Annotated in this window: 16 protein-coding genes; 7 read left to right on the plus strand and 9 right to left on the minus strand. The window is 66.6% G+C overall.

Annotated features, from left to right (window positions below; genetic code table 11):
• Nucleotides 1-57: 57 nt before the first annotated feature.
• Together FB475_RS09330 and FB475_RS09335 are read right to left on the minus strand one after the other, a co-directional pair.
• Nucleotides 58-9,171, minus strand: a complete 9,114-nt coding sequence (locus tag FB475_RS09330) for an RHS repeat-associated core domain-containing protein (protein ID WP_141854426.1) — start codon at nucleotides 9,169-9,171, stop codon at nucleotides 58-60.
• A gap of 1,281 nt (nucleotides 9,172-10,452) precedes the next feature.
• On the minus strand, nucleotides 10,453-10,821 hold the full coding sequence (locus FB475_RS09335; protein ID WP_238332049.1) for a hypothetical protein: 369 nt from the start codon (nucleotides 10,819-10,821) through the stop codon (nucleotides 10,453-10,455).
• 175 nt (nucleotides 10,822-10,996) lie between these two features.
• Here FB475_RS09335 and FB475_RS09340 point away from each other — a divergent pair, with 175 nt between their 5' ends.
• Both FB475_RS09340 and FB475_RS09345 read left to right on the plus strand, forming a co-directional pair.
• A complete protein-coding gene (locus FB475_RS09340; RefSeq protein WP_141854430.1) occupies nucleotides 10,997-11,593 on the plus strand; it encodes a helix-turn-helix domain-containing protein in 597 nt (198 codons plus the stop codon).
• A complete protein-coding gene (locus FB475_RS09345) occupies nucleotides 11,590-12,840 on the plus strand; it encodes an MFS transporter (RefSeq protein ID WP_141854432.1) in 1,251 nt (416 codons plus the stop codon). The genes FB475_RS09340 and FB475_RS09345 overlap by 4 nt, the downstream gene beginning before the upstream one ends.
• Here FB475_RS09345 and FB475_RS38080 read toward each other — a convergent pair.
• The 3 genes from FB475_RS38080 to FB475_RS09360 all read right to left on the minus strand — a co-directional run bounded on the left by FB475_RS38080 (nucleotide 12,797) and on the right by FB475_RS09360 (nucleotide 17,003).
• The gene (locus tag FB475_RS38080) at nucleotides 12,797-13,873 is read right to left on the minus strand and encodes a hypothetical protein (RefSeq protein ID WP_272952058.1); all 1,077 of its coding nucleotides are present in this window, start codon (nucleotides 13,871-13,873) and stop codon (nucleotides 12,797-12,799) included. The two genes, FB475_RS09345 and FB475_RS38080, sit on opposite strands and share 44 nt — an antisense overlap.
• A 100-nt stretch (nucleotides 13,874-13,973) precedes the next feature.
• Nucleotides 13,974-15,311, minus strand: a complete 1,338-nt coding sequence (locus FB475_RS09355; RefSeq protein WP_141854434.1) for an FAD-binding oxidoreductase — start codon at nucleotides 15,309-15,311, stop codon at nucleotides 13,974-13,976.
• 51 nt (nucleotides 15,312-15,362) lie between these two features.
• Nucleotides 15,363-17,003, minus strand: a complete 1,641-nt coding sequence (locus FB475_RS09360; protein WP_141854440.1) for an acyltransferase — start codon at nucleotides 17,001-17,003, stop codon at nucleotides 15,363-15,365.
• A 107-nt stretch (nucleotides 17,004-17,110) separates the two neighbouring features.
• Here FB475_RS09360 and FB475_RS09365 point away from each other — a divergent pair, with 107 nt between their 5' ends.
• The 4 genes from FB475_RS09365 (at nucleotide 17,111) to FB475_RS09380 (ending at nucleotide 21,525) form a co-directional block, all read left to right on the plus strand.
• Entirely contained in the window at nucleotides 17,111-18,193 is a 1,083-nt protein-coding gene (locus FB475_RS09365; RefSeq protein ID WP_141854442.1) for a LacI family DNA-binding transcriptional regulator, read from the plus strand.
• Nucleotides 18,194-18,408: 215 nt separating this feature from the next.
• Entirely contained in the window at nucleotides 18,409-19,725 is a 1,317-nt protein-coding gene (locus FB475_RS09370) for an ABC transporter substrate-binding protein (protein WP_202878297.1), read from the plus strand.
• Nucleotides 19,726-19,727: 2 nt separating this feature from the next.
• Entirely contained in the window at nucleotides 19,728-20,693 is a 966-nt protein-coding gene (locus tag FB475_RS09375; protein WP_141854445.1) for a carbohydrate ABC transporter permease, read from the plus strand.
• The gene (locus tag FB475_RS09380) at nucleotides 20,686-21,525 is read left to right on the plus strand and encodes a carbohydrate ABC transporter permease (RefSeq protein ID WP_141854447.1); all 840 of its coding nucleotides are present in this window, start codon (nucleotides 20,686-20,688) and stop codon (nucleotides 21,523-21,525) included. Before FB475_RS09375 ends, FB475_RS09380 begins: the two co-directional genes overlap by 8 nt.
• Here the strand turns inward: FB475_RS09380 and efeB are convergent.
• From efeB to thpR, 4 genes are read right to left on the minus strand one after another with little or no spacing between them, the layout of a single operon-like run.
• Nucleotides 21,518-22,768 (minus strand): iron uptake transporter deferrochelatase/peroxidase subunit, encoded by a 1,251-nt coding sequence (gene efeB / locus FB475_RS09385; RefSeq protein WP_141854448.1) that lies wholly within the window; start codon nucleotides 22,766-22,768, stop codon nucleotides 21,518-21,520. The two genes, FB475_RS09380 and efeB, sit on opposite strands and share 8 nt — an antisense overlap.
• Complete coding sequence (gene efeO, locus FB475_RS09390) at nucleotides 22,765-23,904, minus strand: iron uptake system protein EfeO (protein ID WP_141854450.1); 1,140 nt, start codon at nucleotides 23,902-23,904, stop codon at nucleotides 22,765-22,767. Before efeO ends, efeB begins: the two co-directional genes overlap by 4 nt.
• 14 nt (nucleotides 23,905-23,918) lie before the next feature.
• Nucleotides 23,919-24,767, minus strand: coding sequence for an iron uptake transporter permease EfeU (gene efeU / locus FB475_RS09395; protein WP_141854452.1), 849 nt, complete (start codon nucleotides 24,765-24,767; stop codon nucleotides 23,919-23,921).
• A gap of 45 nt (nucleotides 24,768-24,812) precedes the next feature.
• Nucleotides 24,813-25,376 (minus strand): RNA 2',3'-cyclic phosphodiesterase, encoded by a 564-nt coding sequence (gene thpR / locus FB475_RS09400; RefSeq protein ID WP_141854454.1) that lies wholly within the window; start codon nucleotides 25,374-25,376, stop codon nucleotides 24,813-24,815.
• A gap of 204 nt (nucleotides 25,377-25,580) precedes the next feature.
• Here thpR and FB475_RS09405 point away from each other — a divergent pair, with 204 nt between their 5' ends.
• Nucleotides 25,581-26,750, plus strand: a complete 1,170-nt coding sequence (locus FB475_RS09405) for an MFS transporter (protein WP_141854456.1) — start codon at nucleotides 25,581-25,583, stop codon at nucleotides 26,748-26,750.
• Nucleotides 26,751-26,763 lie beyond the last annotated feature (13 nt).

Raw genomic sequence — 26,763 nt, forward strand, 5'->3', positions numbered from 1 at the left:
CCTCAACTATAGTCCCTATAAGAGCCTGTTCGCTCGCTGGGATCTTAGGTAAGTCCTTCACCGCCCCACCACCGATCGGGGATATTGATTCAATCGCTCGAATTCTTCTTTCGGCACCGCGATCTGACCGTTCTCAAGCCCGTCATAGTTCTGCACGTACTTAGAGAAGTACTGATCGAAGTCTGCGCGCGGAATGCTCACCCTTATCACGGTGAGATCGTAGCCCCCGCGTGTCGAGTAGTCGAATGCTATCTCTTTCCCCTGGTCATGCACGCCGAAGTACGCCTTGCCGTCAGGATATCCATTCCCGGACCCAGGAAAATCTTTCGGATCAAACCCCTCCCTGACGAGCTTGTCAGTCATGCCCTTGCTTGGAGCTTTGTAGATGTTGACGCAGTCGTCCGACTTTCCTGGCTCGCATCCGTTCGGCGGCTGCGCGGCGGCCCCCGATTTATCCTCACCCCCGCCACCATCAGTCGTGTTCTGGGCAAGAGCGGAAGCTATCCCCAATAGTCCTCCGACTACCGCGAGGACCTCTGGCGGAATGATGCCCCCGAGTCCTGCGCCGACGCCGACGCCGACGCCATAGCCGCCGCCAACGCCGCCGCTAGTGCCTCCTCCGCCTTGCGGCTCTTTGAAGTCGGTGTCGAACCAGTTGTAGGTGCCCGTGGAGCTGGCGTCGATGACGGAGCCGGCGGCGTTGAGGGCGTTCTTGTATTGCTGGTCGGACCAGGCGGTGGTTTCGTCTGTCAGGTCGCCGCCGGAGGTTACAACGGTGGCCGGCTGTGACGGGTCGGATGGACAGAGTGGGTTGCCGGTCGCGCAGACGGGGTTGCCTGGTGGTGGCTGCTTGACTGTCTTCGCGTCCTGCTCTAGCTCGTCCTTCTCTTTCTGGATCTTCTTCTTGAGCTGGCATTGGGCGTCGCAGGTCGGTGGGGGCGGCGGCTTAGGCCCGCACTTCGTCGTCTTGCAGGACGGATCGCATTTCGACTTACAGCCAGGGTCACAACTCTTCTTGCAGCCAGGGTCACAACTCTTCTTGCACCCCGGGTCACAGCCCTTGCCCTTGCACTCGCCTGTCGGCGGAGTAACCGGCGGGGGCTTCTGCTGACAGGTGTTGGTCAACGTGCAGGGTTTGACGCAGACCATCACCTGGATCGGAATCTCCGGACCCTTCCATCCGATGGTCTTCATGTAGCAGTTTCCGCCGCCGTCACCCGGGTCCACGCTACTGTGGCCGTCGGGGTCGTTGAGGGTGAGCGGGTTGCCACCTGCGTAGGCGTACAGGTTCAGGACTGAGCTCGCTGCGCCGCCGTCGACGTTGATGGTGTCGCGGGAGTTGAAGGTGCCGGTTCCAGGGTTGTACCAGCGGGCGCCTTCGTTTACGTCGCCGGAGCGGGGGTCGGTCCAGTCGCCTTGGTAGCCGACTCGGTACTTCAAGCCCGCTGCGCTGGTGGAGTTGCCGAAGGGGTCGTAGGTGCGGGAGTCGGGTAGGCCGGCGGTCAGGGTGGTGTCGGTGGGGTCGAAGCCGGCGAAGACGTCGCCGTGGCGGTCGGCCAGGACGAGACGTTTGGTGGTGTCGTAGCCGACAGCGAGGAGCCCGTCGGAGGCGGAGCGGCCGAAGAATTGGGTGCCATCGGAGACGACCTCGTCGCTGAAGCCGTCGTAGCGCATCCGGGCGGTGCCGGCTTGGACGGGACGGTCGAGGGCGTCGTAGGTGAAGTCACGGGCTGACCGGGTGATCATCCGGTCGAACGCGTCGAAGCTGAACGCTTCGGTCGTTGCTCCGGTGGTCTGGGTCAGGAGCGCGCCGCGGGGTGAGTAGGTGTAGGTGGAGGTGCCGTCGTCCAGGAGCCGGTTGCGTTCGTCGTACGACGCGAGCTTGGTTCCGGCGCTGGTGGTGACCTTGGTGCGGTTGGAGTCAGCATCCCACCCATAGGTGGTGGTGCTGGTTCCCTTCGTCCAGGACGTGAGCCTTCCGAGCTGGTCATACACGTACGTGTTGTTGCCGGCGCCGGAGACGCCGGTGGTGTTCTTGGAGGTGATGTTGTTGTCGGCGTCGTAGCCGTAGGTGATCGACGTCACCGACGTTGTGCCTGCTTTGAGGACGTCGGAGTTCATCCGGCCGTACGGGTCGTAGCCGATCGTGCGGACCCGGCCCGAGCCGTAGTCGATCGACGCCAACTGTCCGGCGGCGTTGTAGCCGAGGGTTTGCAAGACACGCGTCACCGGATCCGTGACCGTCGCGGGGCGGCCGTTGACGTAGGTGAAGTCGGCGGTGCCAGCGGCATCGATGCGTTGGGTGAGTTGGCCGTCGGGGTCGTAGCCCTGGGTCGACGTTCCGGACGGACCGTCGGCGCGCAGGAGCATGCCGCGGTCGTTGTAGGTGTAGGTGTTGACGCCGTCGAGCGCGCTCGAGGTTGCGAGGCGTCCGTCGAGATCGTAGGTCAGGTTGCGGGCCGCGGTCGGTGCTTCCGCGTTGGCGCCGGTCTCGGTCTGCAGCCGGCCGGCCGCATCGAAGACCCGGGTCCGGGTGACTCCACCCGGCGACAGTAGCGACACCGCGTTGCCGGCCGCGTCGTACGACGCTGTCCAGGTGCGGTCGGCGAGTGCGGGATGGGCCGTCGTCGATGGTTCGATGACCTTCTCGGGCAAGCCGAGCGTGTTGACCGTGTAGACGGTCGAGTTGCCGCGTCCGTCGGTGTAGCGGGTCCGGTTGCCTGCGGCGTCGTACCCGTACGAGACGTTCACCTGGTCGGTTGCCGACACCGGATCGGTCTGGGTGATGAGCCGGCCGAGCGCGTCGTAGGTGTAGGTCGTCGCGCGGTTCCCTGACGCGGGTGTCGACGAGGTCAGGTTGCCGTCCAGGTCGTACCCAAGCGCGGTGGTGCCGAGCGAGACGCCGGACGCGTTGAGGGTCTTGGACGCGACCAACTGGCCGGCCTGGTCGTACGTCGCGACGCTGCTGCGGTTCATGGCGTCGCTCGAGACCACCTGACGGCCCGCATAGTCGTAGCCCAACTGCGTGACCACGTTGTTCGGGTCCGTGGACTTGATGAGCTGACCGAGCGAGTCGTAGCTGCTCAGTGCAACCGCGCCCGACGGCGACTGCGCAGACACCACGTTGTCCATATCGTCATAGGCGAGCCGGGTGACGAAGTTCGCCGCAGTCGGCTTGCGTTCGACATCGGTTGACGTGACGACCCGGTCGAGGTCGTCATAGGTGTACTGCTTCACCGCGCCCAGCGGGTCGGTGGTCGATGCAACATCCCCGTTCGCGGTGTAGGCGATCTTGGTGACCGCCCGCTCCGTGTTCGTCGTGCCGGGCGCGTCGACCTGGACCTGCTGGTTCAGATGGTCGTAGGTGAAGTTGGTCGTGTTGCCGCGTTCGTCGACCTGCTGGAGCAGGTTGCCGACCGCGTCGTAGCTGAAGCTCGTCTTCGGCGTAACAGCCGTACCGCCCGGCGGCGTATACGTCGGGGCGGTCACCTCGGTCGTGCGACCGAGCTTGTCGAACGCCGACTTCGTGACGCTGCCGAGCGCGTCCTTCGACGAGGTTACCTGCCCGAACGCGCCGTACCCGACCGCAGCCGTCGGCTGCACATCCGCGGGTGTCCCGCCGTCCTGCTCGGCCTTCACCTTCGCTGCGACCGTCTTCACCATCCGGCCGAGCTCGTCGTTCACATACGTCGTAGTGAAGTCCGCCTTCACCGCACCGCTCGCGTTACCCCGCGGCGTCGTCATCGACGTCGCCAGACCACGCTGGTCATACGTCCACGATGTCGTCATGTTGGTCGCCGTGCCGCCGGACGTGTTCTCCACCGTCTGCGACACCCGCCGCCCGGCCGCATCGAACACGTAGTCAGTCGCGTCCGTGACCGTCGTCGGCCCCGCAACGGTCGCATTCGACCAGTTCCCGGTGTTCGTCTCACGCGTCACGTTGCCGGCCAGGTCGTGGTCGTACGTCGTCGCGCGCTTCAAACCAGTCGGGTCGACTGTCTGGCTGGAGACACGACCGGCAGCATCGATTGTGTAGGTCGTGGTGGTCATGCGGTTGTCGGTCTTCGCCGAGATCCGGTTCCCGGCACCGTCGTAGGTGTCGTCCTCGAGCACGTAAAGCCGGGTGGAACCATCCGGGTTGTGGAAATCCTTGAGCGTCTTGGTCTTGAGCGTGTCGTCCAGGTTGTAGTCGTACGTCACGACCCTGCCCATCGCGTCCACCTCGGCCACCTTGCGGCCAGACGGGTCGTACTGCGTCTTCGACCGGACCGCGTAGTCGATCCCTTCCCGCGGCCCGTCGGTCGGCGGGTTGTTCGGGTCGGCCGGGAGGTTCATGTCCCAGACCTCGGTCGGCATGTTCAAATCGCTGTACTTGTACTCGAACCGGTTCCCGTTCGCGTCCTCCGACCACGTCCGGTTCCCGAACTCGTCGTACCCCTGCTGCGACTCCTTGCCATCGGCATCGACCGTCGACGACAACCGGTTCCGGTCGTCATAGGTCATCGTCGTGACCCGCGGATCGTCCGACGTCTTCAGATCCCGCGCGGTCGTCTTCGTGACATTGCCGTCCGCGTCGTACTCCAGCTCAGCCTTCTGCTGGTGCTGTTCTCCCGTCACCGCGTCCGTCGTCACCGGCCCGGTCACGGCAACGACGCGCGACATCTTGTCGTAGTCGTAGGTCGTCGTGACGCCGTTCGGGTACGTGTCGGAGACCTGCGCCTCGGTCTTCTTCCGACCAATCTCGTCGTAGGTGTACTTCGTCACCAGACCCGATGGTGCGGTCGTCTGGACGAGATCGCCGTACTGGTCGTACAGGTACTGCGTTACCGCCGTCGTGGACGCGTTCACCTTCACCGACTCGGTCTTCAACAACCCGGGCGGCATCGGCTGCCCATCCGGGCCCGTCTGCACCCCGTCGGTGTACGTGTAGGTCTTCAACCCGCCGTTCGGGCTGAACTCCGAGGCCACGTCACCGGAAACCGTCAGGTTTCGGTTCACCTTGTAGGTGTCGTCGGTCGGTCCGGACGAGCGGCCGTCGCGAGTCTCCCAGAGTTTGTCCCACCGCGGGTCCAAGGCCGGCCACGAGTCGTTCGCGAAGTAGGTGTTGTACGCCGTATGGCAGTCCGTGCCCCCGGCGCCACGGCACGTCGTCGTCTGCGTCACGTTGCCGCGATCGTCGTACTTCATGCTGACCTCGCCACCCGTCTCGCTGGTCACCTTGGTCAGCTGACCGGTCGGGTCGTGGGTGTAGCTACGGACTCCGTACCCCTTGAGAGAGATCCAGTCCGGAGTGGTGTCGGCAGTCCAGGGCTGATGCGTGTCTTCGCCCAGGGGTCTGCCTGTGCGCACCAGCCAACCGCCGAGTGCGTCGTACTCGTACATGTACGAGGTCGGGCCAGGACCCGTCACCTGCACGTCGCGGAGCAGGTTCGCGCCGGTGAGTTGCGGGGTTCCGATCGTCCAGGAGCCGCCGTTTTCGTCGACGTAGGTCTGGACGCGGTCGTTGGCCGGGTTGTACTCGATCTGCGCTGTCGTGCGGCCGCCGGCTGAGGTGATCGATGACAACTGGTCGGCGGCGTTATGTCCCAATTGCCAATGCGCGACCACATCCCTGGTGGTCAGCGGGTGCGAGTACATCGCAACCTCGTCGATCTGCCCGGTGAAGTACTTCACTGCCTGCGTCCCGTACGACGGCCACGCGGTCGGCGCTGCTGCAACCGCAGCCCCGATCTGATTCGCCGGGAATTGTGCGTGATCGACGACGCTCTGGGTGATCGTGCCGATCGCCGCACCGTCCAGGTACAGCGACTGCCGCGTACCCATCGAGCTCAGCACTACGTGATGCCATTGGTTGTCGTTCACCAGCCCCGCAGACGTCATCGGAGCCGCCGAACCGTGCCAGAACTGGCCACGAAGCTTGCCGTCGGCACCGACGTACAGCACCGGCATACCACCGGTCGTTGGCTTACCCCACGACTCCTTCTGGTACCCCAGCAGTGGCTGACTCGTCGACCCGCTCGTCTTGAACCACAGCTCGACGGCTTCGTCACGGCTCCGCGTCGCCAACCCGTTCGGCAGACCGACCCTTCCCGCACCCGCGAACGAGACGGACTTGTCCGCGTCGCCGACAGCCGCCAACGGGCTGCTCTGACCGAACTGCACGCCCGAGTACGTCCCGAAACCGTCGTTCAACGCGATGTCGATCTCGTTGGTCGCGTTGGCGTCGCTGCCATCATCCGAAAGCCGGAAGTAGCCGTCAGGCCGGCTGTCGAGGACCGTGCTTCGGTAGTGCGAACCTTGCGTGGAGCCGTAGGAGGTGCACTTCTGCTCCGCGTCGCACGACTTCGTCAACACATCGCCGCTGTACTCATAGGTCCAGGTCAGTGGAGAGCCGTTGACCGGCTGAGTGCTGACCGATGCGACGTGCTTGTTGTCGGCCGTCCACGTGAAACTCAGCTTCCGTCCGGCACCGCCCAGGCTCGCAGCGGATTCCAATGTCCCGTCCGCACGGTACGCCATGACAAGCGGCTGGCCTTGAGTGGCGTAAATCTTGCTCAGCTTCCCGGTCCCCGCGGCAAACTCGTACTTGGTGCCAGGCACGATCTGCAACGTCCACGGACCGTTCGCCGACGTAGCCACCAAGGTCGTCTTGGCGCCACGGGGTGCGGCGAACGTTCCATCAGCGTTCGCGCCGAACCTGACCTGCCTGCCATCCGGATAAGTCACCAGCGCGTTGCCGTCGTTCTCGATGACGAGCTGCATGTCGTAGCGGCTCGACCAGCCCGCGCCGAACAAGCCGGTGCGTCGCGGGTCCAGGCTGTTGTAGGTCCGTGCGACATTGAGCTCCGGGCCGGCGACCGGCACGACGACATCGAGAGCCGATGCCGTGTAGTTACCCACAGCCGGGTCGTACGGCTTGTCCTGCGACTTGCCGTCATTGTTCGAGATGTGACTGGTGATCGCCGGTTGCGGAACGTCGGTGAACATCGTGATCGGTGATCCGATCGTGTGCTGCCCATCGTTGTCCTGCACATAAATCTGCCACTGGTACTGACGGTTCCATGCCAGCTTCCCAGCGGGCACGATCCACGTCTTCGACGACGTGTAATCGCCACTGAAGAAGCACCCGACGAGCGGGTTGTCACCGACAACCTCACAGACCCGGAAGCTGTACTTCAAGGTGCTCTCCGGTGCATCCGGATCGATCCCGGCCGCCCACACCTGCGGCGTCAGTGAGTTCGCCTGCGCGCCGTTCAACGGCCACACCTTGGACAGATCGACCACGGGAGGCACGTTCTGGATCGTGATCAACCGCGCCGCCGGTAGCACGCCCCAGTCGGTGTACCAGCGATACACCGAGGTATCTCGATGCACCATCGAGAACTCAAGTTGGTAGTCGACCCCGTCGGCAGTGCCCGGAAGCGGATTGACCGCGACGTCCAAGTTGATCTTTCCGCCATGCGGCACCGACGCGGTCACCGGGGTGTTGAGCACGGCCCAGTTCTGCAACTGCCCGTTCTTGTAGATCCGGTAGCTCATGAAGTCGTCGCCCGGCTGCCAGGTGAAGTCACCGAGGTTCGTGATCGTCATCGGGAACTTGCCGGCCTTGTCCTGCGTGACGTAGTCCTCCGGAGGCTGAGCCCGGAAGGCATAGGCCGCGTGGTAGGGCGAGTGCGTCACTGCAAGCTTCGGCGGGTTCGCGGTACTGATGCCCGCAAGCTTCTTCCATGAGTAGCGGTCCGTGCGCTGGTTCGCGAACAACGCGAACCCGAAGTTCGACCGCTGACCATCCACCAAACTCTGCAGCCAGGACACGCCTACGGAGTTGAAGGGCAGCGCGTCGTACATCGGCTGGCACGCCGTCGTACCAGTCGTGCCCGACACATACCCGCGCGAGAAGCTCTTCGACGCGATCACCGACGGCGTCACCTGCGGACCCGGGTACTTCAAACTCGGCAACGGCGTGGACTGCCAGCCCTCCATCGCGCCGTACACGTCCAGCTGACGCGACGAACACGTGTCCGCTTGGTAGTTGTAGACCTCCAACTGCGCAGCGACGATCGTGTCGTACCGGAACGCATCCACCAGGCTCGGGAACGACAACAACGAGGTGTACGCGTCCCACCCGGAGGTCGACGAACAGTTCGTTGTACCGGCTGCCGGACGGCACCCCACCTGCAGCTCGCTTGCTCCGCTGACCGAACCGTTCACGCCCGCGCTCACCGCATAGTTCGGCGTCACCCGGTCAGTCGGAATCACCGTCGGGTCGATCCGCACCGGGAACACCCGTGCAGGATCGTCCAGCCACGTGCTGTCCGCGGTCACCTTCAGCGCCTGCCGACCATCGACCGTCACCAGCTCGTACGACACCGCGTTCGACGTCGCCGCAACCTCGACCGTGTTCGAATCCTCCATCGTCGCGCCCGGGATCCGCGCCCGCTCGGTGCCGTGCTCATCGGTCAATACGACATCGCGACCGGACAACGACGCCGTCAAGTTGTCGCTCAGATTCAGTGGAAACACGAACGACCGCGGCGCAGTCGCCGCCTTCAGAACGATCGTCTCCTTGATCCCGCGCGGCTGCGAGTCAAGCTCCAGATCAGTACTCGGCAATGCATCCGCGAAAGACACCTTGCTGCCAGCCACCTGACCGGCCACCGCGGCGGCGCCGGACAGACCCCAGTCGATGTTGTGGCCGCCACCAAGCTCCACACCCGCGACCGGATCCGCGTTCGCCTGGGCAGCGATCCAGGAGTAGATCTCCGTCGAGATCGTCTCCCAGCCGCCGCCGTCCCGGGGCTGCAGGTTCGCGTTGATCTCCTCCCACGAACCGTCCGCCTTCTGGAAGTTCAGCGGCGCCGGGGACAGCACACTCGTCTCCGTGCCGTCCACGTTCGCGAACGTCTGCGAGAACCGATCCCGTTTCTCCGGCAGCTCACGGCTCGTCTGCTTGTTGAAACCCTTCACCTGCAAAGGTTTCGACGGCACCGGCTCCGCAGGCTTCGGCGCGGGCTGCTCCGTCGCGGCATTCACCGGCTTCGGCCCGGTGACAGGGAACATGTCCCTCAATGAGGGCGGCTTCACCTTGTTCTGCCCAGGCGCAATCGGCTTCGGCAACTTCCCGGCTCCGAGCTTCTGCACCGGCGCCTTCGCCTCACCCTTACCGGACATCGCCGCCTGCGGAAGAGGTGGCGGGCTGCTAGCAGCAGCCGCGGACGAAACCGGCAACGCCGGCCCGATACCCGTCAGCGGAACCGCCAGAGCAACAAACACCGCCACGAAGCGCGCAATGCGAACCCGACGACGGCGAGCACGAGAAGACAGCCTGGACACGGCCATGAAAGATCCCCCTGGGCGTGGACGACCTGCACTTGAAGCCTGGGGTCCCCCGACCCCACCAGCGCCGACCAGAAAGTATCAGCCACCAATCCATTACGGCCAGCAATCTGCAACTTCCTGCAAAATCCAGAAAATCTGTAACGCTGCCGTGGTCCGTGCCGCTGACGCGGACCCTTGCCTGTTGCCCATCTGTCGTTAATCGTCTGGATGCCAGATAGCCGCACACTTTTCTAGGCCTCGCACTGCCGCAGCTGCGCACCCAGCCGGTCTTGCCTGCATCGGAGCACTCCGAGCCCGAACACGTCACCACTCGCGGCGCATCGCCCGGAGCAGGGTCTACTTCGACGGCAGCCGCATGCATCGCTACCTCGCCGCGCGCCATAGAAGGCGGCCCAAGTCAGCCGTCGGTTCCGTCAGCCCGTGAGTACCCAACGGCGAGCGGCAGACCAGCACACGAGGCGGCGTCCTTTCCACGCGCACCCCGCGACCAGCATCAGCTTCGCCGGCACCCGCACACCGTGGCACTCCCGCGCGCCGCCGAAGGCGGCCAACAACACAGTCGCCGCCACCATCAACCCGCCAGCACCTCACGTTTACGACGGACCCGTGCGCGAGGCGGCGGCCTTCCACGCGCGCCGCGACCAGCATCAGCTTCGCCACTGCCCACACATCCCAACACCTCCCGCGCCGCCGAGGCGGCCAGAAGAGAACAGTCGCCGCTCCCGTCAGCCCGTAGCACCTCACGTGCACGACAAACCGGTACTCGAGGCGGCGGCCTTTCGGCGCGCACGACGCGACCAGCATCTGCTTCGCCAGTGCCCGCGCGCCCTCGCACCTTCCGCGCGCCGCCGAAGGCGGCCAACAAGACAGCCGCCGCTCCCATCAGCCCGTAGCACCTCATGGTTGCGACAGATCAGCACACGAGGCGGCGGCCTTTGCGGCGCGCACGACGCGACCAGCATCTGCTTCGCCAGCACCCGCACACCTCGGCACCTCCCGCGCGCCGCCGAAGGCGGCCCGCAACACAGTCGCCGCCCATCATCCCGGTGGTCGGTTCACGTCTTTGAGTAGGCCCGAGCGCGGCAGGCGGCGGCCTTTGTGGGCGGTGGGTGGTCAGGTTTCGTCGGGGGTGGTGGGGGTTGCGTCTTCGTCGAGGAGGCCTAGGTCTCTGAGGCGGCTGATGATGCCGCCTTCCTGGCGGCCGAGGGTGGCGGCCAGGTGGTCGAACGGGGTGCCGTTGTGGAAGCCCTCGATGAGGGTTTGTTCGTCTTCGGGGGTCCAGCGGCGGAAGGCGTTCGGGGCGGTTCTGCGGGCTTTCTCGATTCGGCGGGTCATTGAGTTGGGGTTGATGGGTTCGAGGGAGCGGATTCGGGACTGGCGGTGGCGGCCTACCTCTTCGCCCTTCTGCCAGAAGATCACCGCGCCTTCGTCGAAGGTCATCAGGTCGGCGGGGACGTCGCAGTAGTCGGCGTCGTCGAGCATCACTCGCATCATCTGTGGTTCTCGCTTTCATCAAGTACGGACCTGTGGTCGACAGAGAAGATGCCGAGGTTTGGGGCAAGCGGGCCACATCACTTGAGACCTGTGGACAACCGATCGCACAACCAGTTTGCAAAAACTCTTTGCAAAGAGGCTTTGCAGTCCTATGCTCGAGATCATGAGCGACGAGAGCAGCGGCGGCGTCCCGCGGACGGTTCGGTTGGATCGGGAGTTGGTGCGGGCGTTGGCCCATCCGATGCGGAATCGGATCCTGGGTCTACTACGGGTGTACGGGCCGCAGACGGCGACGTCGCTCGCTGGGAGGCTCGGGGTGAACACCGGGGCGACCAGCTACCACCTGCGGCAACTGGCGGACGCGGGGCTGGTGGTGGAGGACGACAGCCGCGGGAACGCCCGCGACCGGTGGTGGAAGTCAGCCCACCAGGGCACGGAGTTCGACAAGGCCGAGCTGCTGGATCAGGAGCCCGAGTTGGCGTTGGGGTTCCTGCACGGGGTTGGGCAGACGTACGCCGAGAACATCTTCGGGTTCATCGACGCGATGCAGACGATGCCTGAGGACTGGCGGGACGCCAGCGTGTTGTCGGACTACTTCTTTCATCTGCGGGCCGATCAGCTCGACGCGATGATGCACGAGGTCATGGCTGTGCTCGAGAAGTACAAGACGGACGATCTGACCGCTCCCCTGCCTGAGGGCGCCGAACAGGTCACCGTGCAGATCCAGGCGTTCCCGCGCGAAACCCGGATAACACAATGACCAGGAACCGCGCCCCGCTCGTAGCCTTCCTGGTGGCGAACGTCGTGTCGATCTGCGGTACGAAGGTCAGCGCGATCGCCATCCCCTGGTTCGTACTGATCACCACCGGATCCCCTGTAAAGACAGGCCTCGTGGCGCTCGCCGAGATGGCGCCCCTGGTCATCGTGAAGGCCGTAGGTGGACCGCTCATCGACAAGGTCGGCGCCCGTCGCATCAGCGTACTGGCCGACACCGCGAGTACCGGCGTCGTAGCGCTCGTACCGCTCCTGCACACCGTCGGCCTACTGCACTTCCCCACTCTGCTCGTACTCGTAGCGATCGCCGGCGCGCTCCGCGGACCGGGCGACTCCGCCAAGGAGACCCTGATCCCCGACATCGCCCGAGCGGCCAAGGTCCCGCTCGAACGCGTGACAGGCCTGGAGAGTACGACGGAACGCCTGGCCGGCTTCTTCGCGTACGCGCTCGCCGGCGGACTGATCACCCTGGTCGGATCGGTCAACGCACTCTGGATCGACGCGGCGTCGTTCGGCGTCTGCGCCGTACTGATCGCCCGCTGGATCCCCAAGCAGGACAAGCAACCGACGAACAACGAACTCGAGGAGAGCTACGGCCACCGCCTCCGCGAAGGCTGGAACTTCCTCCGCACCGACCGGCTTCTGCTGCCGCTCGTCGCGATGATCGCCGTCACCAATCTGCTCGACGCGGCCGTCGGCACCGTACTGCTGCCCGTCTGGATCAGGGAGCACGGCTACGGCCCCGGCCACACCAGCCTCATCCTCACCTCGTTCGGTGTGACCGCCACGGCGTTCGCCCTGCTCGCATCGGCCATCGGCGACCGCATCCCGCGCAAGCTGATCTTCACGGTCGCGTTCCTGATCGCAGGAGCTCCGCGCTTCATCGCCATGGCAACGGACGCGCCGGTGTGGACGCTGATGGCGGTGTACGCCGTCGGCGGCATCGGCGCGGGCTTCATCAACCCCGTACTCGGCGCGATCCGCGTCGAGCGGATCCCCGGTTATCTACTCGGCCGGGTCAACTCGTTGTCGAACGCGGTCTGCTGGACCGGCGTACCGCTGGGAGGTGTCGTGGCGGGTGCAGCGATCGCAGGCATCGGTCTGGCGCCCGCACTGCTCGCAGGTGGTGCCATCTACCTGATCGCGACGATGTCACCGGTACTGATAGGCCGCCACGAGAGCTGGAAAGCTACACCGGCCCCTCAGGAGATGGAGGTAGTCCCTGCGCCCTAGCCTTGGCCGCAGCGTCCAGGGCGACACGCATGCGCTCCCGCTCCGCCCGCAGCAGGCCCAGCATCACCAGGTCCAGCAGCATGCCACCGGCGGCCGCGAACTGGGTGGCGGCGAACTGGAAGACCTGGGTCATCAGCAACGACACCAGCACCGCCAGCTCGAACAGCCGGACCGCCCTGGCCCGGTTGCCCTTCCGCAACGCCAGAGCTCCCCGCACCGTGAAGGTTGCCGAGAGCAAGCTCCCGGCGGTCACGCCGAGCACCGGCAGGTGGTTCAGCCCGTTGCCCAGTACGGCGGCGATGACGAGCTCACCGACCGCCTGGATGGCCAGTACGGCGACCGCGATCCGCGGCGCCTTCGGGTGCGTGGCGAGGCGCTCGAAGCCGCGCTGGAGCGCCTGCCAGGCCGCGTCCACGGGAGCGGCCAGCTCGACCTCGTCCGCCGGGCAGGCCGCCAGTAGCTCGGCCGTCTCGCGGCGGCCCTGCACCTCCGGCGAAACGGTGCGCAGCAGCTCCGAGGCCTCGGCCCGGCGCCGGTGCGACAGGCCGCCCGCGACACCCTCGACGGCGTGGTCGATGACGTTGGCCAGCTCCTCGCGCGGGTCGATCGGACGCCTCGTGGCGAGGAACCGGAAGCCCAGCACGATCAGTACGAAGACGATGTAAACGATCGCGGCGGTCGGCTTGTAGAAGTAGTTGTTGTCCGAGGTGACGAACTTCCCCACCTCGTCGATGAACAGCCCGAACCCGATCCCGCCGATCGTCGCCGCGGCCGGCCGTACCACCGGGCCGACGTACCCGAGCAGCAGTGAGATCGCGATCAGCATCAGCAGGCCGCCCGGCAGCACGTGCGCGATGTGCAGGCCCTTGCCGCCGATCTGTGGGTACCCGCTCAGGCTGAGGATCAGCCGCGTGATCAGCACCGTCGCCACGCCCGACACCACGAACGTCGTCAGGTGCTCCCCCGACCGTACGTTCCGGACCATTCCGGCCCGCATCAGGTACGACGAACGTCCACCGGCGGAGGTACTCATACGCGGACGTTACCGGAGGAAGGCTGCCACGACGACGATGGCGACCAGGGCTGCCAGTACGAGCGAGGTCACCAGTCGGCGCGTGCGGGGATCCACCCGGTCAGGGTAGGCGGAAGTTCCCCACGAACATGTCATCGGGGTCCACCCGCAGCTTGATCTGCCGCAACCGGGCCAGGTCCGTGGAGCTGTAGCACTCCTGCAACGAGCCCCACGCAGACAGACCGGTCGGCGGCATCGCACCGGCATGCCACGGAGTCAGCGCCTCCTGGAACGTCCGGAGCGCCGCGATCGCCTGTGGCTGCAACTGCGGATCCTGCACGATCGAGACGGCCAGCACCATGTATTGCGCTGCCGGGTCAGCCGCCGCGACACCAGGGCGTCGGACGCCAGCGCCGGCCCGGAGGTGCCGTACCTGCGCCTGGAAGATCAGCGACGGCTGCCCGCAGTACTCCATCAACGTGCGGATGAGGTCCGGAGTGAGCTCGTCGAACGTACTGCTGATCAGCGACAGCGCCTGCGGCGGAGCAGGCACCGCGTTGAGCTCTCCGACACCGCTGGGCTGCAGTGACTGCACGGTGTCGCTCACCGGAGTACCCGCTGCCCGCACAGTAGAGAGGGCCGCTTCCATGGCCTCGGGGTGGTACGGGGTCATCCCGTCGACCATGCAGAACGACTTGCCCCGCACGCCGTCCGGCACCGCCGGTACGTCGGGGTAGTGGATGAGGTACGCCCACAGTGTCACCTGGGGAGCCGCCTCCTGCGTGGCCTTGCCGTACGCCGTCAGCACGGCCTCGGCCTGCTCGATCGGGAACATCAGCCGTGCGCCGGTGATCGCCGGTGCCGGGTGTAGATCGACCTCCACAGCCGTCAGCACGCCGAAGTTCCCACCGCCGCCACGCAGCGCCCACATCAGGTCCGCGTCGGACGCGTCGTCGATCCACCGGCGCTCCCCGGTTGCATCGACGATCTCTGCGGCCCGCAGACTCGCTGCGCCGCTCCCGTACGGCCGGGCGAACCAGGAGAACCCGCCGTTGGTACAGAAGCCGGCCACGGAGACGTTCCCGCTCGTCCCAGGCAGTCCGGTCAGCCCCGTACCGTCCAGCGCGGTCTGCACAGCCCCCCACCGCACACCGGCACCGACCCGCGCCACCCGGGCGTCGGAGTCGATCCAGATGTCGTCCAGGGCGCCCGTACGTACGACGATCGCCCCGTCCAACGCCCGGGTCGCACCGTGCCCACCCGCCTGCGCAGCCACCTTCAGCCCGCGTGCACCGGCGTACGCGACCACACGTTCGACGTCCTTCGGATCGGCCGCCTCCACCACCGCAGCAGGCCTCTGGTCAACCGACAGGTTCCACCCACGCCGCACCTGCTCCCACTCCACCTCCCCCGGTGTCACGAGCCGCCCACTCAGCACCCGCCCCAAGTCCTCGAACATGCCCACCACCTCCCCTGAGCGACCCCACGTCCAGTCTGCCCACGAGGCGGGTCAAGATCCCGTTCGGTGAAGGTTGAGCAGGGGTTCTGGGCGGTGGACGCCGCGGGGGTGGTAGCCGAGGGCGTCGGACAGGCCTAGGTAGTCGGAGAGGAGCCAGATGATGGCCAGCCACATCTCTGTGCCTTGGAGGCCGGGGAGCGCGCGGTCGTCGGTGCCGTCGGGGGCGAATGCGAAGCCCTCGCCGTCGACCCAGCGGGGCAGGATCGCGCGTAGTTGCTGCTCGGCCCAGCGGCGGGCGTCGGGTTCGCCGTACGACGTCTGTTTGCGGGCCAGCCACAGCGGGTGGATGACGTCGAGGACGTTGCAGGCGTTGTAGTTGTCGCCGGTGAACATCCGCTGGTCGTTGCTATGGGCAAGAACTGTGGCGACGGCCTGTTCGGGGTACGGGAGCGGGAGGCCGAACTGGGCGTACGTGCCGCGCGTCAGCCGGTAGAAACCGTTCACCACCTGCAGCAGTCCGTCGTCGGGATGTTGGTGTCCCCAACCTCCGGTCGTTGGATCGGCCCTTGTGACTAGCCAGCCCATCAGAGCTTCGAGCGGCCCGGATTCCTTGTGGTCATGGAGGTTTCGGGCAATGGCGGTGCCCAGGTGGTCGATACCAGATCCGGCCGACCAAGCTCTTCTTGCCCACGGCAAGTTGTCCAGCTCGGTGAAGGCGAACGACGTGTCGATCGGATGCTCGAAGCTGCTGCCGAGGAGCTGGAGTGCGTAGCCGACGCAGAGCACGTGGTAGCCGGCAGGGCCTTCGAGGACGGACAGTGGGGTGTCGTCCGGGAGGTCCAGCCCGGCGTCGGAGAGGTCTCCTGGTGCGACCAGTCCCGTCTTCGGGTCCTGCCGATGACGCAGCCGACGGACCAGGTCGTCGCGGGTGTGCCCGAGCGGAGTACGGCGTACCAGCAGGTCCGCGATCTCGACGGCGTCGCACCACGGGCGGATCTCCGGCGCGCGCTCGAGGCCGGGGCGATCGACGAAACGCATACCGTCCCAGCAGCGCGCGAGTACGTCGTCCACCTGGGCGCGGGCCTTGGCGGCGAAGTCGGAGAGCAACGTCGTGAGATCACCTGACACGGGGGCTCCTGTCCGCGAACGAAGGATGCGGGCTGGGTTGCCGGCCGCGACGGAGTTGGCCGGGATGTCCTTCGTGACGACCGCGCCGGCGCCGATGATCGTGTGCGGGCCGATCGTCACGCCGTCGAGGATCGTCACGTTCGAGCCGATCCAGACGTCGTCACCGATCGTGATGCCGAGCGAGGTGTGCGGCTGCCGGAAGATCGGCTCGCCCGGCTCGGTGCCGTGGTTGAACGCGAGCAGCGATGTGTGCGCGCCGATCCGGACGCCGTCGCCGATCGTCACCTCGCCGCGGACCGCGGAGAACGGGTTGATCGTGGAGTCGGCGCCGAGTGCGATCCGGCCGGTGACGTAGGCGTGCGCCGCGATGTACGAACGCTCCCCCATCCGGAGCTCGTCGCAGTACACCGCGGCCGACTCGGCGACGTACACGTCGTCCGCGAGCTCGACCGCCCCGCCGAGCCGCGCCTGCCGTTCGGCCTGCCGCTCACGCTCGTCGCCGGACGCCTTCCGGGCAAACTCCCAGGGGAGGAAATCGAGACGCAACGGCTCACGAGAAGGCATGGGAAAACGCTATCCAAAACCTGTCGCTCAGGCTAGCCCCGGAAAGCCGCTGCTAACCTCCCGTCTGACATGAACACTTTTCCGTCTGTGCGAGGGGCGGCCGGGCGATGACGACGAGCGGATCGGTCGCGGACGGCGACGACGGCCACGACGGCCCGTCCGGCGGCACCCGCCGTACCCACCGGGTCACGATCAGCGATCTCGCCCGCCGGTTGCACATCTCCAAGGCCTCGGTCTCGTACGCGCTGAACGGTCGCGCCGGTGTCAGCGAGGAGACCCGGCAACGCGTCCTCGACCTGGCCGAAGAGCTCGGCTTCCACCCGAACTCCGCCGCCGTCGCACTGTCCGCGAGCCGCACCCGGACGATCGGCATCGTGATCGCGCGGGACCCGACGCTGATCTCGACCGAAGCGTTCTACATGCGCACCCTGGTCGGCATCGAGCAGTACCTGAACGAGGTCGACTCGTCACTGTTGCTCCGCCTGACCGGTGAGCACGGCGAGGATCTCGACGTACTGCGTCGTTGGTCGCGCCAGGGCCGCGTGGACGGGTTCATCCTGTTCGACGAACTCGAGGACGACCTGCGGATCCCGTTGCTGACGGAGCTCGGGGTGCCGTGCGTGGTGGTCAGCTCGAACGAGCCGGACGACACCGTCGGGCGGTTGATCAGCTCGTCGACGGAGACGGTCGAACTGCTGCTCGATCACCTCGCGGAGCTCGGGCACACCGACATCGCGCACATCAGCGGGCCGTTCACGTTCATCCACGAGCGGCTGCGCGTCCAGACCCTGCTCGAGCAGGCCGCGCGGCGCGGGATGGTCGTACGGCACCTGGAGGGCACGTACCGGTACGACGACGGCGCCGACCTGACCCGCCGGCTGCTGACCGGGCCGAACCCGCCGACCGCGATCGTGCTCGGCAACGACCTGATGGCGGTCGCCGCGTTGCGGGTCGCGATGGATCTCGGTACGGCGGTACCGGACGAGGTGTCGGTGGTGGCCTGGGACGACTCGCCGCTGTGCGAACTCGCCCGGCCCGGGATCACCGCAGTCGACCAGAAGACGATGGAACGCGGGCGCGCGGCCGCCGATCTGCTGCTCCGGATGGTCACCGGCAACACGGTCCTGCACGAGGAAGCACCCCCGGGTGAACTCCGCCGCCGGGAGTCGTCCGGCCCCGCAAGAAGCTGAAAGCACGCTCCGCTCGGGGCAGGGCCGGGGTGGGCGAACTCCGCCGCCATGCGTCATCCGGCCCCGCTCGACGCTAACCCCTAGATCACATCCTCGTAACGAAGATGGTTCTACTGAACCGGTTAGGGTTTCGAAACTTAACCGGTTAGGTCAGGATGGGCCCGATCCGCCCCCGCAGCTCCGCGGGGGCTCGAAACGGGACGAGGGAGTCCGACGTGAGACTGCGTTCGCTTGTAGCCGCGGTGGCTGCGACCGCCATGGGAATCAGCCTCGCCGCCTGTGGTGGTGGCGACAAGAACGACTCCTCCGGCGGCAGTTCCGGGGACCAGACGCTGACCTACTGGGCCAGTAACCAGGGCACCAGCCTGGACAACGACAAGGAGGTGCTGACCCCGGTCCTGCAGAAGTTCACGCAAGACACCGGCATCAAGGTCAACCTCGAGGTGATCGGCTGGAACGACCTGCAGACCCGGATCCAGACCGCGATCACCTCCGGCCAGGCGCCGGACGTGGTCAACATCGGCAACACCTGGGCGGCCTCGCTGCAGGCCACCGACGCGTTCCTGCCGTTCGACGGCGACGCGATGACCGCGATCGGCGGCAAGGACAAGTTCGTGCCGACGGCTCTGGCGACCGGCGGCAAGGAAGGTACCGACCCGACCTCGGTCCCGCTCTACGGTCTGGCCTACGGCCTGTACTACAACAAGGCGATGTTCGCCGCGGCCGGCCTGCAGCCGCCGAAGACCTGGGAAGAGATGGTCACCGACGCGCAGAAGCTGACCATCCCGGCGAAGAAGCAGTGGGGCATGGCGCTGGCGGCCGGCAGCTACACCGAGAACGTGCACTTCGCGTTCATCAACGCTGCGCAGAACAAGGCCGACTGGTTCAACAGCGAGGGCAAGCCGACCTTCACCGGGGACGGCAACGTGCAGGGCGTACTGCGGTACCTCGACCTGATGCAGAAGGACAAGGTCGCGAACCCGTCGAACGCGCAGTACGACAACGGCACCAAGTCCGTGAACGACTTCGCGACGAAGAAGGTCGCGATGGTGATCAACCAGAACAACGCCGACTCCTCGATCGTCGCCAACGGCATGAAGGCCGGCGAGTACGGCGTCGTACCGTTCCCGGCTCCGGCCGGTGGCGAGCAGGTGGCCAGCCACGTCGCGGGGATCAACCTGTCGGTGTTCAAGAACACCAAGCACAAGGACGCGGCGCTGAAGTTCGTCAAGTACATGACCGACGCGACCACCCAGAGCACGCTGGACAAGCCGTTCGCCGCGCTGCCGGTACTGAAGGACGCGAAGCCGAACTTCACCACCGACGCGACCGAGGCCGCGACCTTCCAGGACGTCTACAACACCAAGTCCAAGCCGCTGCCGCTGGTGCCGGCCGAGGACCAGTTCGAGAGCACCGTCGGCAAGGCGATGAACGCGATGTTCGCCAAGATCGCCACCGGCGGGACGGTGACCGCCGACGACGTGAAGGCGGCCCTCAAGACCGCTGAAGACCAGGTGGCGGCGAGCAGCTGACGATGGCCGTCGCAACCGAGACCGCGGCTCCGGCGCAGACCAAGCGCCGGGGCCGCCCCGAGCACCGTCCCGGGCTGAACCGGTGGTTGCCGTACGCACTGCTGGCCCCGGCGGTCCTGCTCGAACTGCTCATCCACATCATCCCGATGCTGGTCGGGATCTGGATGAGCTTCGTGAAACTGACCAAGTTCTTCATCGCGAACTGGTCCGCCGCGCCCGGCGCCGGACTGAACAACTACAAGGTCGCGCTCGACTTCAACAACGCGGTCGGCCAAGGGCTGCTGAAGTCGTTCGGCGTCACGGTCGCGTTCTCGCTGATCACGGTCGCGTTCTCGTGGGTGCTCGGGATGGCGGCCGCGGTCGCGTTGCAGCCCGAGTTCCGCGGGCGTGGCGTCGTACGGACGCTGTTCCTGGTGCCGTACGCGCTGCCGGCGTACGCCGGGATCCTGACCTGGAACTTCATGCTGCAGCGCGACACCGGCGCGGTGAACCACGTGCTGAACCAGCTGCACCTCAGCGACGGCAAGACGTTCTGGCTGATCGGCGGGAACGCGCTGATCTCGCTGATCACGGTGGCCGGTTGGAAGCTGTGGACGTTCGCGTTCCTCACGCTGATGGCGGGCATGCAGAGCATCCCGCGGGACCTGTACGAGGCCGCGTCGGTGGACGGCGCCGGGAACATCCGGCAGTGGCGCAACATCACGCTGCCGTCGCTGCGTCCGGTGAACCTCGTGCTGGTGCTGGTGTTGTTCCTGTGGACGTTCAGCGACTTCAACACGCCGTACGTGCTGTTCGGTACGGCGCAGCCGCCGGCCGGTGACCTGATCACCTTCCACATCTACAACGCGTCGTTCCTGACCTGGAACTTCGGCACCGGTGCGGCGATGTCCGTGCTGCTGCTGATCTTCCTGATGATCGTCACCAGCATCTACCTGCTCGTCACCGGAAGGAGGTCGCGTCGTGCGTGAAACCAGAGGCTTCAAGATCTACCGCGGTGTGGTGCTGATCGTTCTCGGGCTGTTCGTACTCGTCCCGCTGTACGTGATGGCGACCTCGTCGCTGAAACCGCTGAAGGATGTGCAGGGCGCGTTCACGTGGTGGCCGTCGAACATCACGTTGGCGCCGTTCGTGGACATGTGGAAGACGGTGCCGCTGGCGAAGTACTTCGTGAACTCGACGATCGTGTCGGTGTCCGCGACGGTGTTCTCGGTGGCGATCGCGATCCTCGCCGCGTTCGCGGTGTCGCGGTTCCGGTTCCGTGGGCGGACCGTGTTCACCACGACGGTGCTGTCGACGCAGATGTTCCCCGGTGTGCTGTTCCTGCTGCCGCTGTTCCTGATCTTCGTGAACATCAACAACTCGTTCGGGTTGCAGCTGGTCGGGACACGGCTCGGGTTGATCATCACGTACCTGACCTTCAGCCTGCCGTTCTCGATCTGGATGCTGGCCGGGTACTTCGACAGCATCCCGCGCGAGCTCGACGAGGCCGCGCTGGTGGACGGGTGCGGCCCGATGGGCGCGCTGTGGCGGGTCGTACTGCCGGCCGCTCGGCCGGGCGTGATCGCGGTGGCGATCTACTCGTTCATGACCGCCTGGGGCGAGGTGCTCTTCGCCTCGGTCATGACCACCGAGGCCAACCGAACCCTGTCGGTCGGCCTGCGCCAGTACTCCACCCAGACGAACATCTACTGGAACCAGATCATGGCGGCCGCCCTGGTCGTCAGCGTCCCGGTCGTCATCGGCTTCCTGCTCGCCCAACGCCACTTCGTCGCCGGCGTCACCGCGGGCGCGGTCAAGTAAACAGCTTGTCGCCCCAGAACCCACCCGGCTGCACGCCGGGTGGGCAGGCGAAGATGGCGGAGCCGACGTGGTGGATGTACTCGTTCATCTTGTCGTTCTTGGCCAGTCGGGTCTGGATCGGGATGAACTGTTTGCGCGGGTCGCGCTGGTAGGCCAGGAAGAACAGGCCGGCATCGAGGCGGCCCAGGCCGTCGGAGCCGTCGACGAAGTTGTAGCCGCGACGGAGGAGCTCCGCGCCGTTGTTGAACTGGGGATGCGCGAGCCGGACGTGGGAGTCGGTCGGTACTTTCGGTTCGCCGTCGGAGTTCTTCGCGGTGAAGTCGATCGCGTCGAACTCGTCGGCCTTGCCGAGCGGGGCGCCGGTGCCCTTGCCGCGGCCGATCACGCCTTCCTGTTCGCCGAGCGACGTCCGGTCCCAGGTCTCGATGTGCATCCGGATCCGGCGGGACACCAGGTACGAGCCGCCGACCATCCATTCCGGGCCGTCCTCGGGCTGTACCCACAGTTGCTGCTCGAGCTTGTCGGCGTCCTCGAGCTTGAGGTTGTTCGTACCGTCCTTGAAGCCGAACAGGTTCCGCGGCGTGGCCTGCGCGCGCGACGTGGACGACGTACGGCCGAAGCCGAGCTGCGAGTACCGTACGGCGACCCGTCCGAAGCCGATCCGCGCCAGGTTGCGGATCGCGTGGACGGCGACCTGCGGGTCGTCGGAGCATGCTTGTACGGCGATGTCGCCGTAGGACCGGGCTTCCTCGAGGTCGTCGCCGATGAAGTGCGGCAGATCCACCAGCGCCTTGGGCCGTTTCGCCTTCAGCCCGAAACGGTCGTCGAACAAGCTGGGCCCGAACCCGACGGTGATCGTCAGCCGCGCCGGCGGCAGCCCGACCGCCTCGCCGGTGTCCTCGGGCGGCGCTTCGTCCGGCCCGTTCACCGCGCCGTACTGCCCGATGTCCCGCCCGGCGGTGAGGAGCGCGGCCGCAGCCGTCCACTCCTTCAACAGCCCGATCAACTCCTCGCGCTTCGTCGTCGTCACGTCGAACGCCGCAAAGTGCAGCCGATCCTGCACCGGCGTGGTGATCCCCGCCTGATGCACCCCATGAAACTCCACCGGCCCGTCGTCGCCCGAAGCCTGTGACTTGTCGGTTGCCAGCGCCGAGTGTGCGGCGTACCCGGCGACGCCCGTTGCGACGGCAGCACCCGCGGCCCCGAACAGACCGCGCCGAGAGATCCCTGTGCGTTCGGTCATTTCTTGGCGATTACTCCGGCTACTTGGCTGACTGGTTCGGCGAGGCCGTCTACGGCTGAGCCGAGGGCCTTCTTTTCTGCCTCGGTGGCGGTGTAGGGCTTGAAGCCGTCGCCTACTCGGTACTTGTCCAGGGCCGTGAAGACCGCCTTGAACTGGGCGTCGAGCGTCGTGACGAGCGCGGCGTCGCGGGTCTGAAGGGCCGGGCGGAGCGCCTGGATGGCGGCCTGGGATCCTTCGACGTTCGCCTCGAAGTCCCACAGGTCGGTGTGCGAGTAGCGGTCCTCCTCGCCGGTGACCTTGCCGGTGGCAACTTCGTCGAGGAGTTCCTTCGCGCCGTTCGCGAGCTGCAGCGGCGTGAGCTTCACGACCTTCGCCTTCGCGACGACGGTCTTCACGTCGGTCAGCAGCTGGTCGGCGTACTTCTCCATGCCCTTGGTCGAGTTCGACACCCAGAGCGCCTGCTCGATCCGGTGGTACCCGGTCCACTCGGTCCCGGCCTCGACGTCGTTCACCCGGGCGTCGATCTTCGGGTCGAGGTCGCCGAACGACTCCGCCACCGGCTCGATCCGCTCCCAGTACGTCCGCGACACCGGGTACAGCGCCTTCGCCTTCGCCACATCGCCGGCCTTCACCGCGGTGACGAACTCGGTGGTCTTCTGCTCCAGCGCGACCGCCTGCGAGTTCACGTACCGCTGGTAGCTCTCGGTGGCCTGCTTGAGCAGCGCGTCCGCGGAGACCTGCGACGGCGCGTCACCAGTAACAGTGAGGTCCCCGCGGATCCCGTCGCCGACCATGCCGGGCTTGCAGACCGCCTGGTACTTCCCGGTCGGGAGCTCGACGATCAGGTCCCGCTTCAGCCCCGGACCGATGTTCTCGACCTCACCCATCACCCGGTCGCCGTCGGCGTACACGTAGAACTCGGTGACCTTGCTGCCACCGTTCGACACCGAGAACGTGCTGGTACCGGACTTCACGTCCCGCCGGCTCAGGTCGCACCCGGAGTCGGTGGCCTTCACGGTCACCGGCCCGGTGCCGTCGTCCTTCGCCGCCGGCTCGTCCTTCGCACACGCGGACAGCGCGGCGAGACCGATGACGGCACCAACGATCGAGGCCTTGCGGCCGAATGAGGCAGACATGTTTCTCCTGGGATTCAGGCCGCTTTGTGGGCGGTCGTCGCCGGCACGGCAGGCGGGGCCGGACTCTTCACCGGACGGAAGTACAGGAACAGCACGGGGACCAGGTAGACGACCCAGGCGGTCGCCTCCAGCACGGTCGGCGCCGGGTTGAAGTTGAAGATGCCCTTGAGAAGTACGCCGTACCAGCTGGCCGGCGGGATCACGTGCGAGATGTCGAACGCGAGGTGCCCGATACCGGGCAGGATGCCGGCTTCCTGCAGGTCGTGGAAGCCGTACGCGAAGATGCCGGCCGCGACCAGCACGAGCACCGCACCGGTCCACTTGAAGAACACCGCGAGGTTGACCTTCACCGCGCCCTTGTAGATCGCGACGCCGAGCAGCACCGAGGTGGCCAGACCGAGCAGTACGCCGATCAGCGGTACGGCGCTGGTCGCCGTCGCCGCCGACGCGTACACGATGAACGCGGTCTCGATGCTCTCCCGGAACACCGCCAGGAACGCCAGGATCACCACCGCGCGGGAACCGACCTCGAGGGCCTGGCCCATCCGCTCGCGGAGCTCCTTGGCGATGCTGCGGGACGCCTTGCGCATCCAGAAGATCATCCAGGTGACGAATCCCACCGCGAGGATCGACATCACGCCGCCGACGGTCTCCTGGGTGGTGAACGACTTCGCGGTCAGCGCGGTGACGAACTGCAGCAGACCCCAGGCGGCGGCCGCCACGGCAAGGGCCGTGGCGACGCCGATCCAGACCAGTTTGAGCCGATCCCGATGCCCGGACTTGACCAGGAACGTCGCGAGGATGCTGACCACCAGCGATGCCTCGAGTCCTTCACGCAGTCCGATCAGATAGTTCGCGAGCATGGCGGGAGACCTTCGTCTTCTTAGGTACGGCTAACCTTGATGAGGTTAGCCTAAGAAGTCCCATTCGCCTATCGTGACGTACGCCGCACTGTGGCCCGGGCCCTCCCCCAACCGGGACTCGATCAGCTGCAGACTGCCCGCGGTCCATACCGGGCTCTGGTAGTTCTCGAAGATCCGCACCCACTTGGTGACATCCATCTGCCGCCGCAGTCGCGCCAGGGTCAGGTGCGGCGTGAACTTCCGCCCCTCGACCTCGACACCCGCGCGATTCGCCGCGGCCCGGGTCGTCATCGACAGGTGCTTCAGTGACTCACTGTCATCGCGGACCCGCGCGTACAACACGCGGGCGTCCGGGACACCCGGGAACGCGCCCGCCCCCGACAGTTGCAGCTCGAAGGGTTTCTGCCGGCGCGCGGCCCGCTCCAGCCGCTCCTCGAGCTCCTCGATCTTCCAGTCCGGTACGTCGCCGAGGAACGCCAGCGTGATGTGCCAATGGTCGTCCGTCGCCCACCGGATGTCCTCGTCCGGATGTTCCCGGCGCGGCTCGACGAACTCGGTCAGATCCTCCACAACGTCATTGGGTGGCACCACCGCCACGAACAATCGCATCCCTCGAGGTTAGAGGGTCCCGCGGACGGCTCGCGTGCTAATTTGGCGGAGATCGACTGGACGTGGCTAGGGTTCCGCCGCCTGCGGGCGGGCTGGTCCGAGCGCCACGACCCACCACGACGGTGGGCATCTGAAGGGGCAAAAGCCTGGTAGGGCGACGTCGGCGCACTTGACCGTGCCGTCGAACGCCCGAGGTGATGCCCGATGTTCCGTGCTGTTTCCGCGTTCCGTTCCGTTCTCGCGCTGCCCCGGGTCCGGTGGCTGGCTCTCGGTTCGCTGGTCGCCCGGCTGCCGAAGGGCATGTTGCCGCTGACCCTCGTACTGCTCGTGAGCCGGCAGACCGGGTCGTACGCGCTCGCCGGCACCGTGACCGCGCTGTTCTCGCTGGGTGACGCGCTGACCGCTCCATGGCAGGGGCGACTGGCCGACCGGTTCGGGTACGCGCGGACACTTCTCCCGATCGCGGTCCTGCATGTGGCGGCCGTTCTGGGGATGATCTCGACGGTGTCACCGACGGCGCTGTGCCTGCTGGCGGTCGCGGCCGGACTCGGCGTGCCACCTATCTCCGGGGCGGTGAAGGCGCGGCTCGCGGAGCTGGTCCCGGACGACCGGATGCCGGCGACGTTCGCGCTGGAAGCCCTGTTGCAGCAGAGCTTCTTCCTGGTCGGACCGTTGCTCGCCACCGGACTCATCTCGCTGACCACACCTGCGGTCACCGTGGTGGCCGCCGCCACGATGGTTGCCGGAGGCACCTTTGGCTTCGTGGTCGCGGCCGGCCCGGTCCGACGGGCCCCGCGACGCCGCGGCGGTCACGGCGCGCTTCGGATCCCTGCCGTACGGATGTTGGGCATGACGACCTTGCTGCAGAGCCTGACGTACGGCGTACTCCCGATCGCACTGGTGGCCGCGGCGACCCGGGCCGGTGCGCCGACCGCGGCCGGAGTCGTCCAGGCGACGCTGACACTCGGCGGGGTGATCGGCAGCATGTTCCACCGGCCGGCTGCGTACCTCCGGCTGCTGACGCGGTTCGCGTGCTGCCTCGTCCCGCTCGCAGGGTTCGCGGCGCTCCGTTCACCGGCCGGGCTTGTCGGGCTCGCGATGACGCTGGCCGGCACGGGTCTGCTGGCGACGCCGCTGGCCACCTCGGCGTACCTGCTGATCCAGCGGACGACGCCTGCCGAGTGCCTCACCGAAGCGTTCGCGTGGCAGTCGACGGGCCTGGCGATCGGCACCGCTGCGGGAGCGGCGGCGGGTGGGGCCTTGGTGGACCGCGGCGGTCCGGTGCTCGCGTTCGCGCTGCCACCGGTCGCGGTCGGGCTCGCGGTACTGGTGGTCGTGGTCGTCCGGCGGCGCGTGCCTTCCGTCTTCGGCTGATGGCGGGTCAGAC

This window comes from Kribbella jejuensis, assembly GCF_006715085.1.
Lineage (GTDB): Bacteria > Actinomycetota > Actinomycetes > Propionibacteriales > Kribbellaceae > Kribbella > Kribbella jejuensis.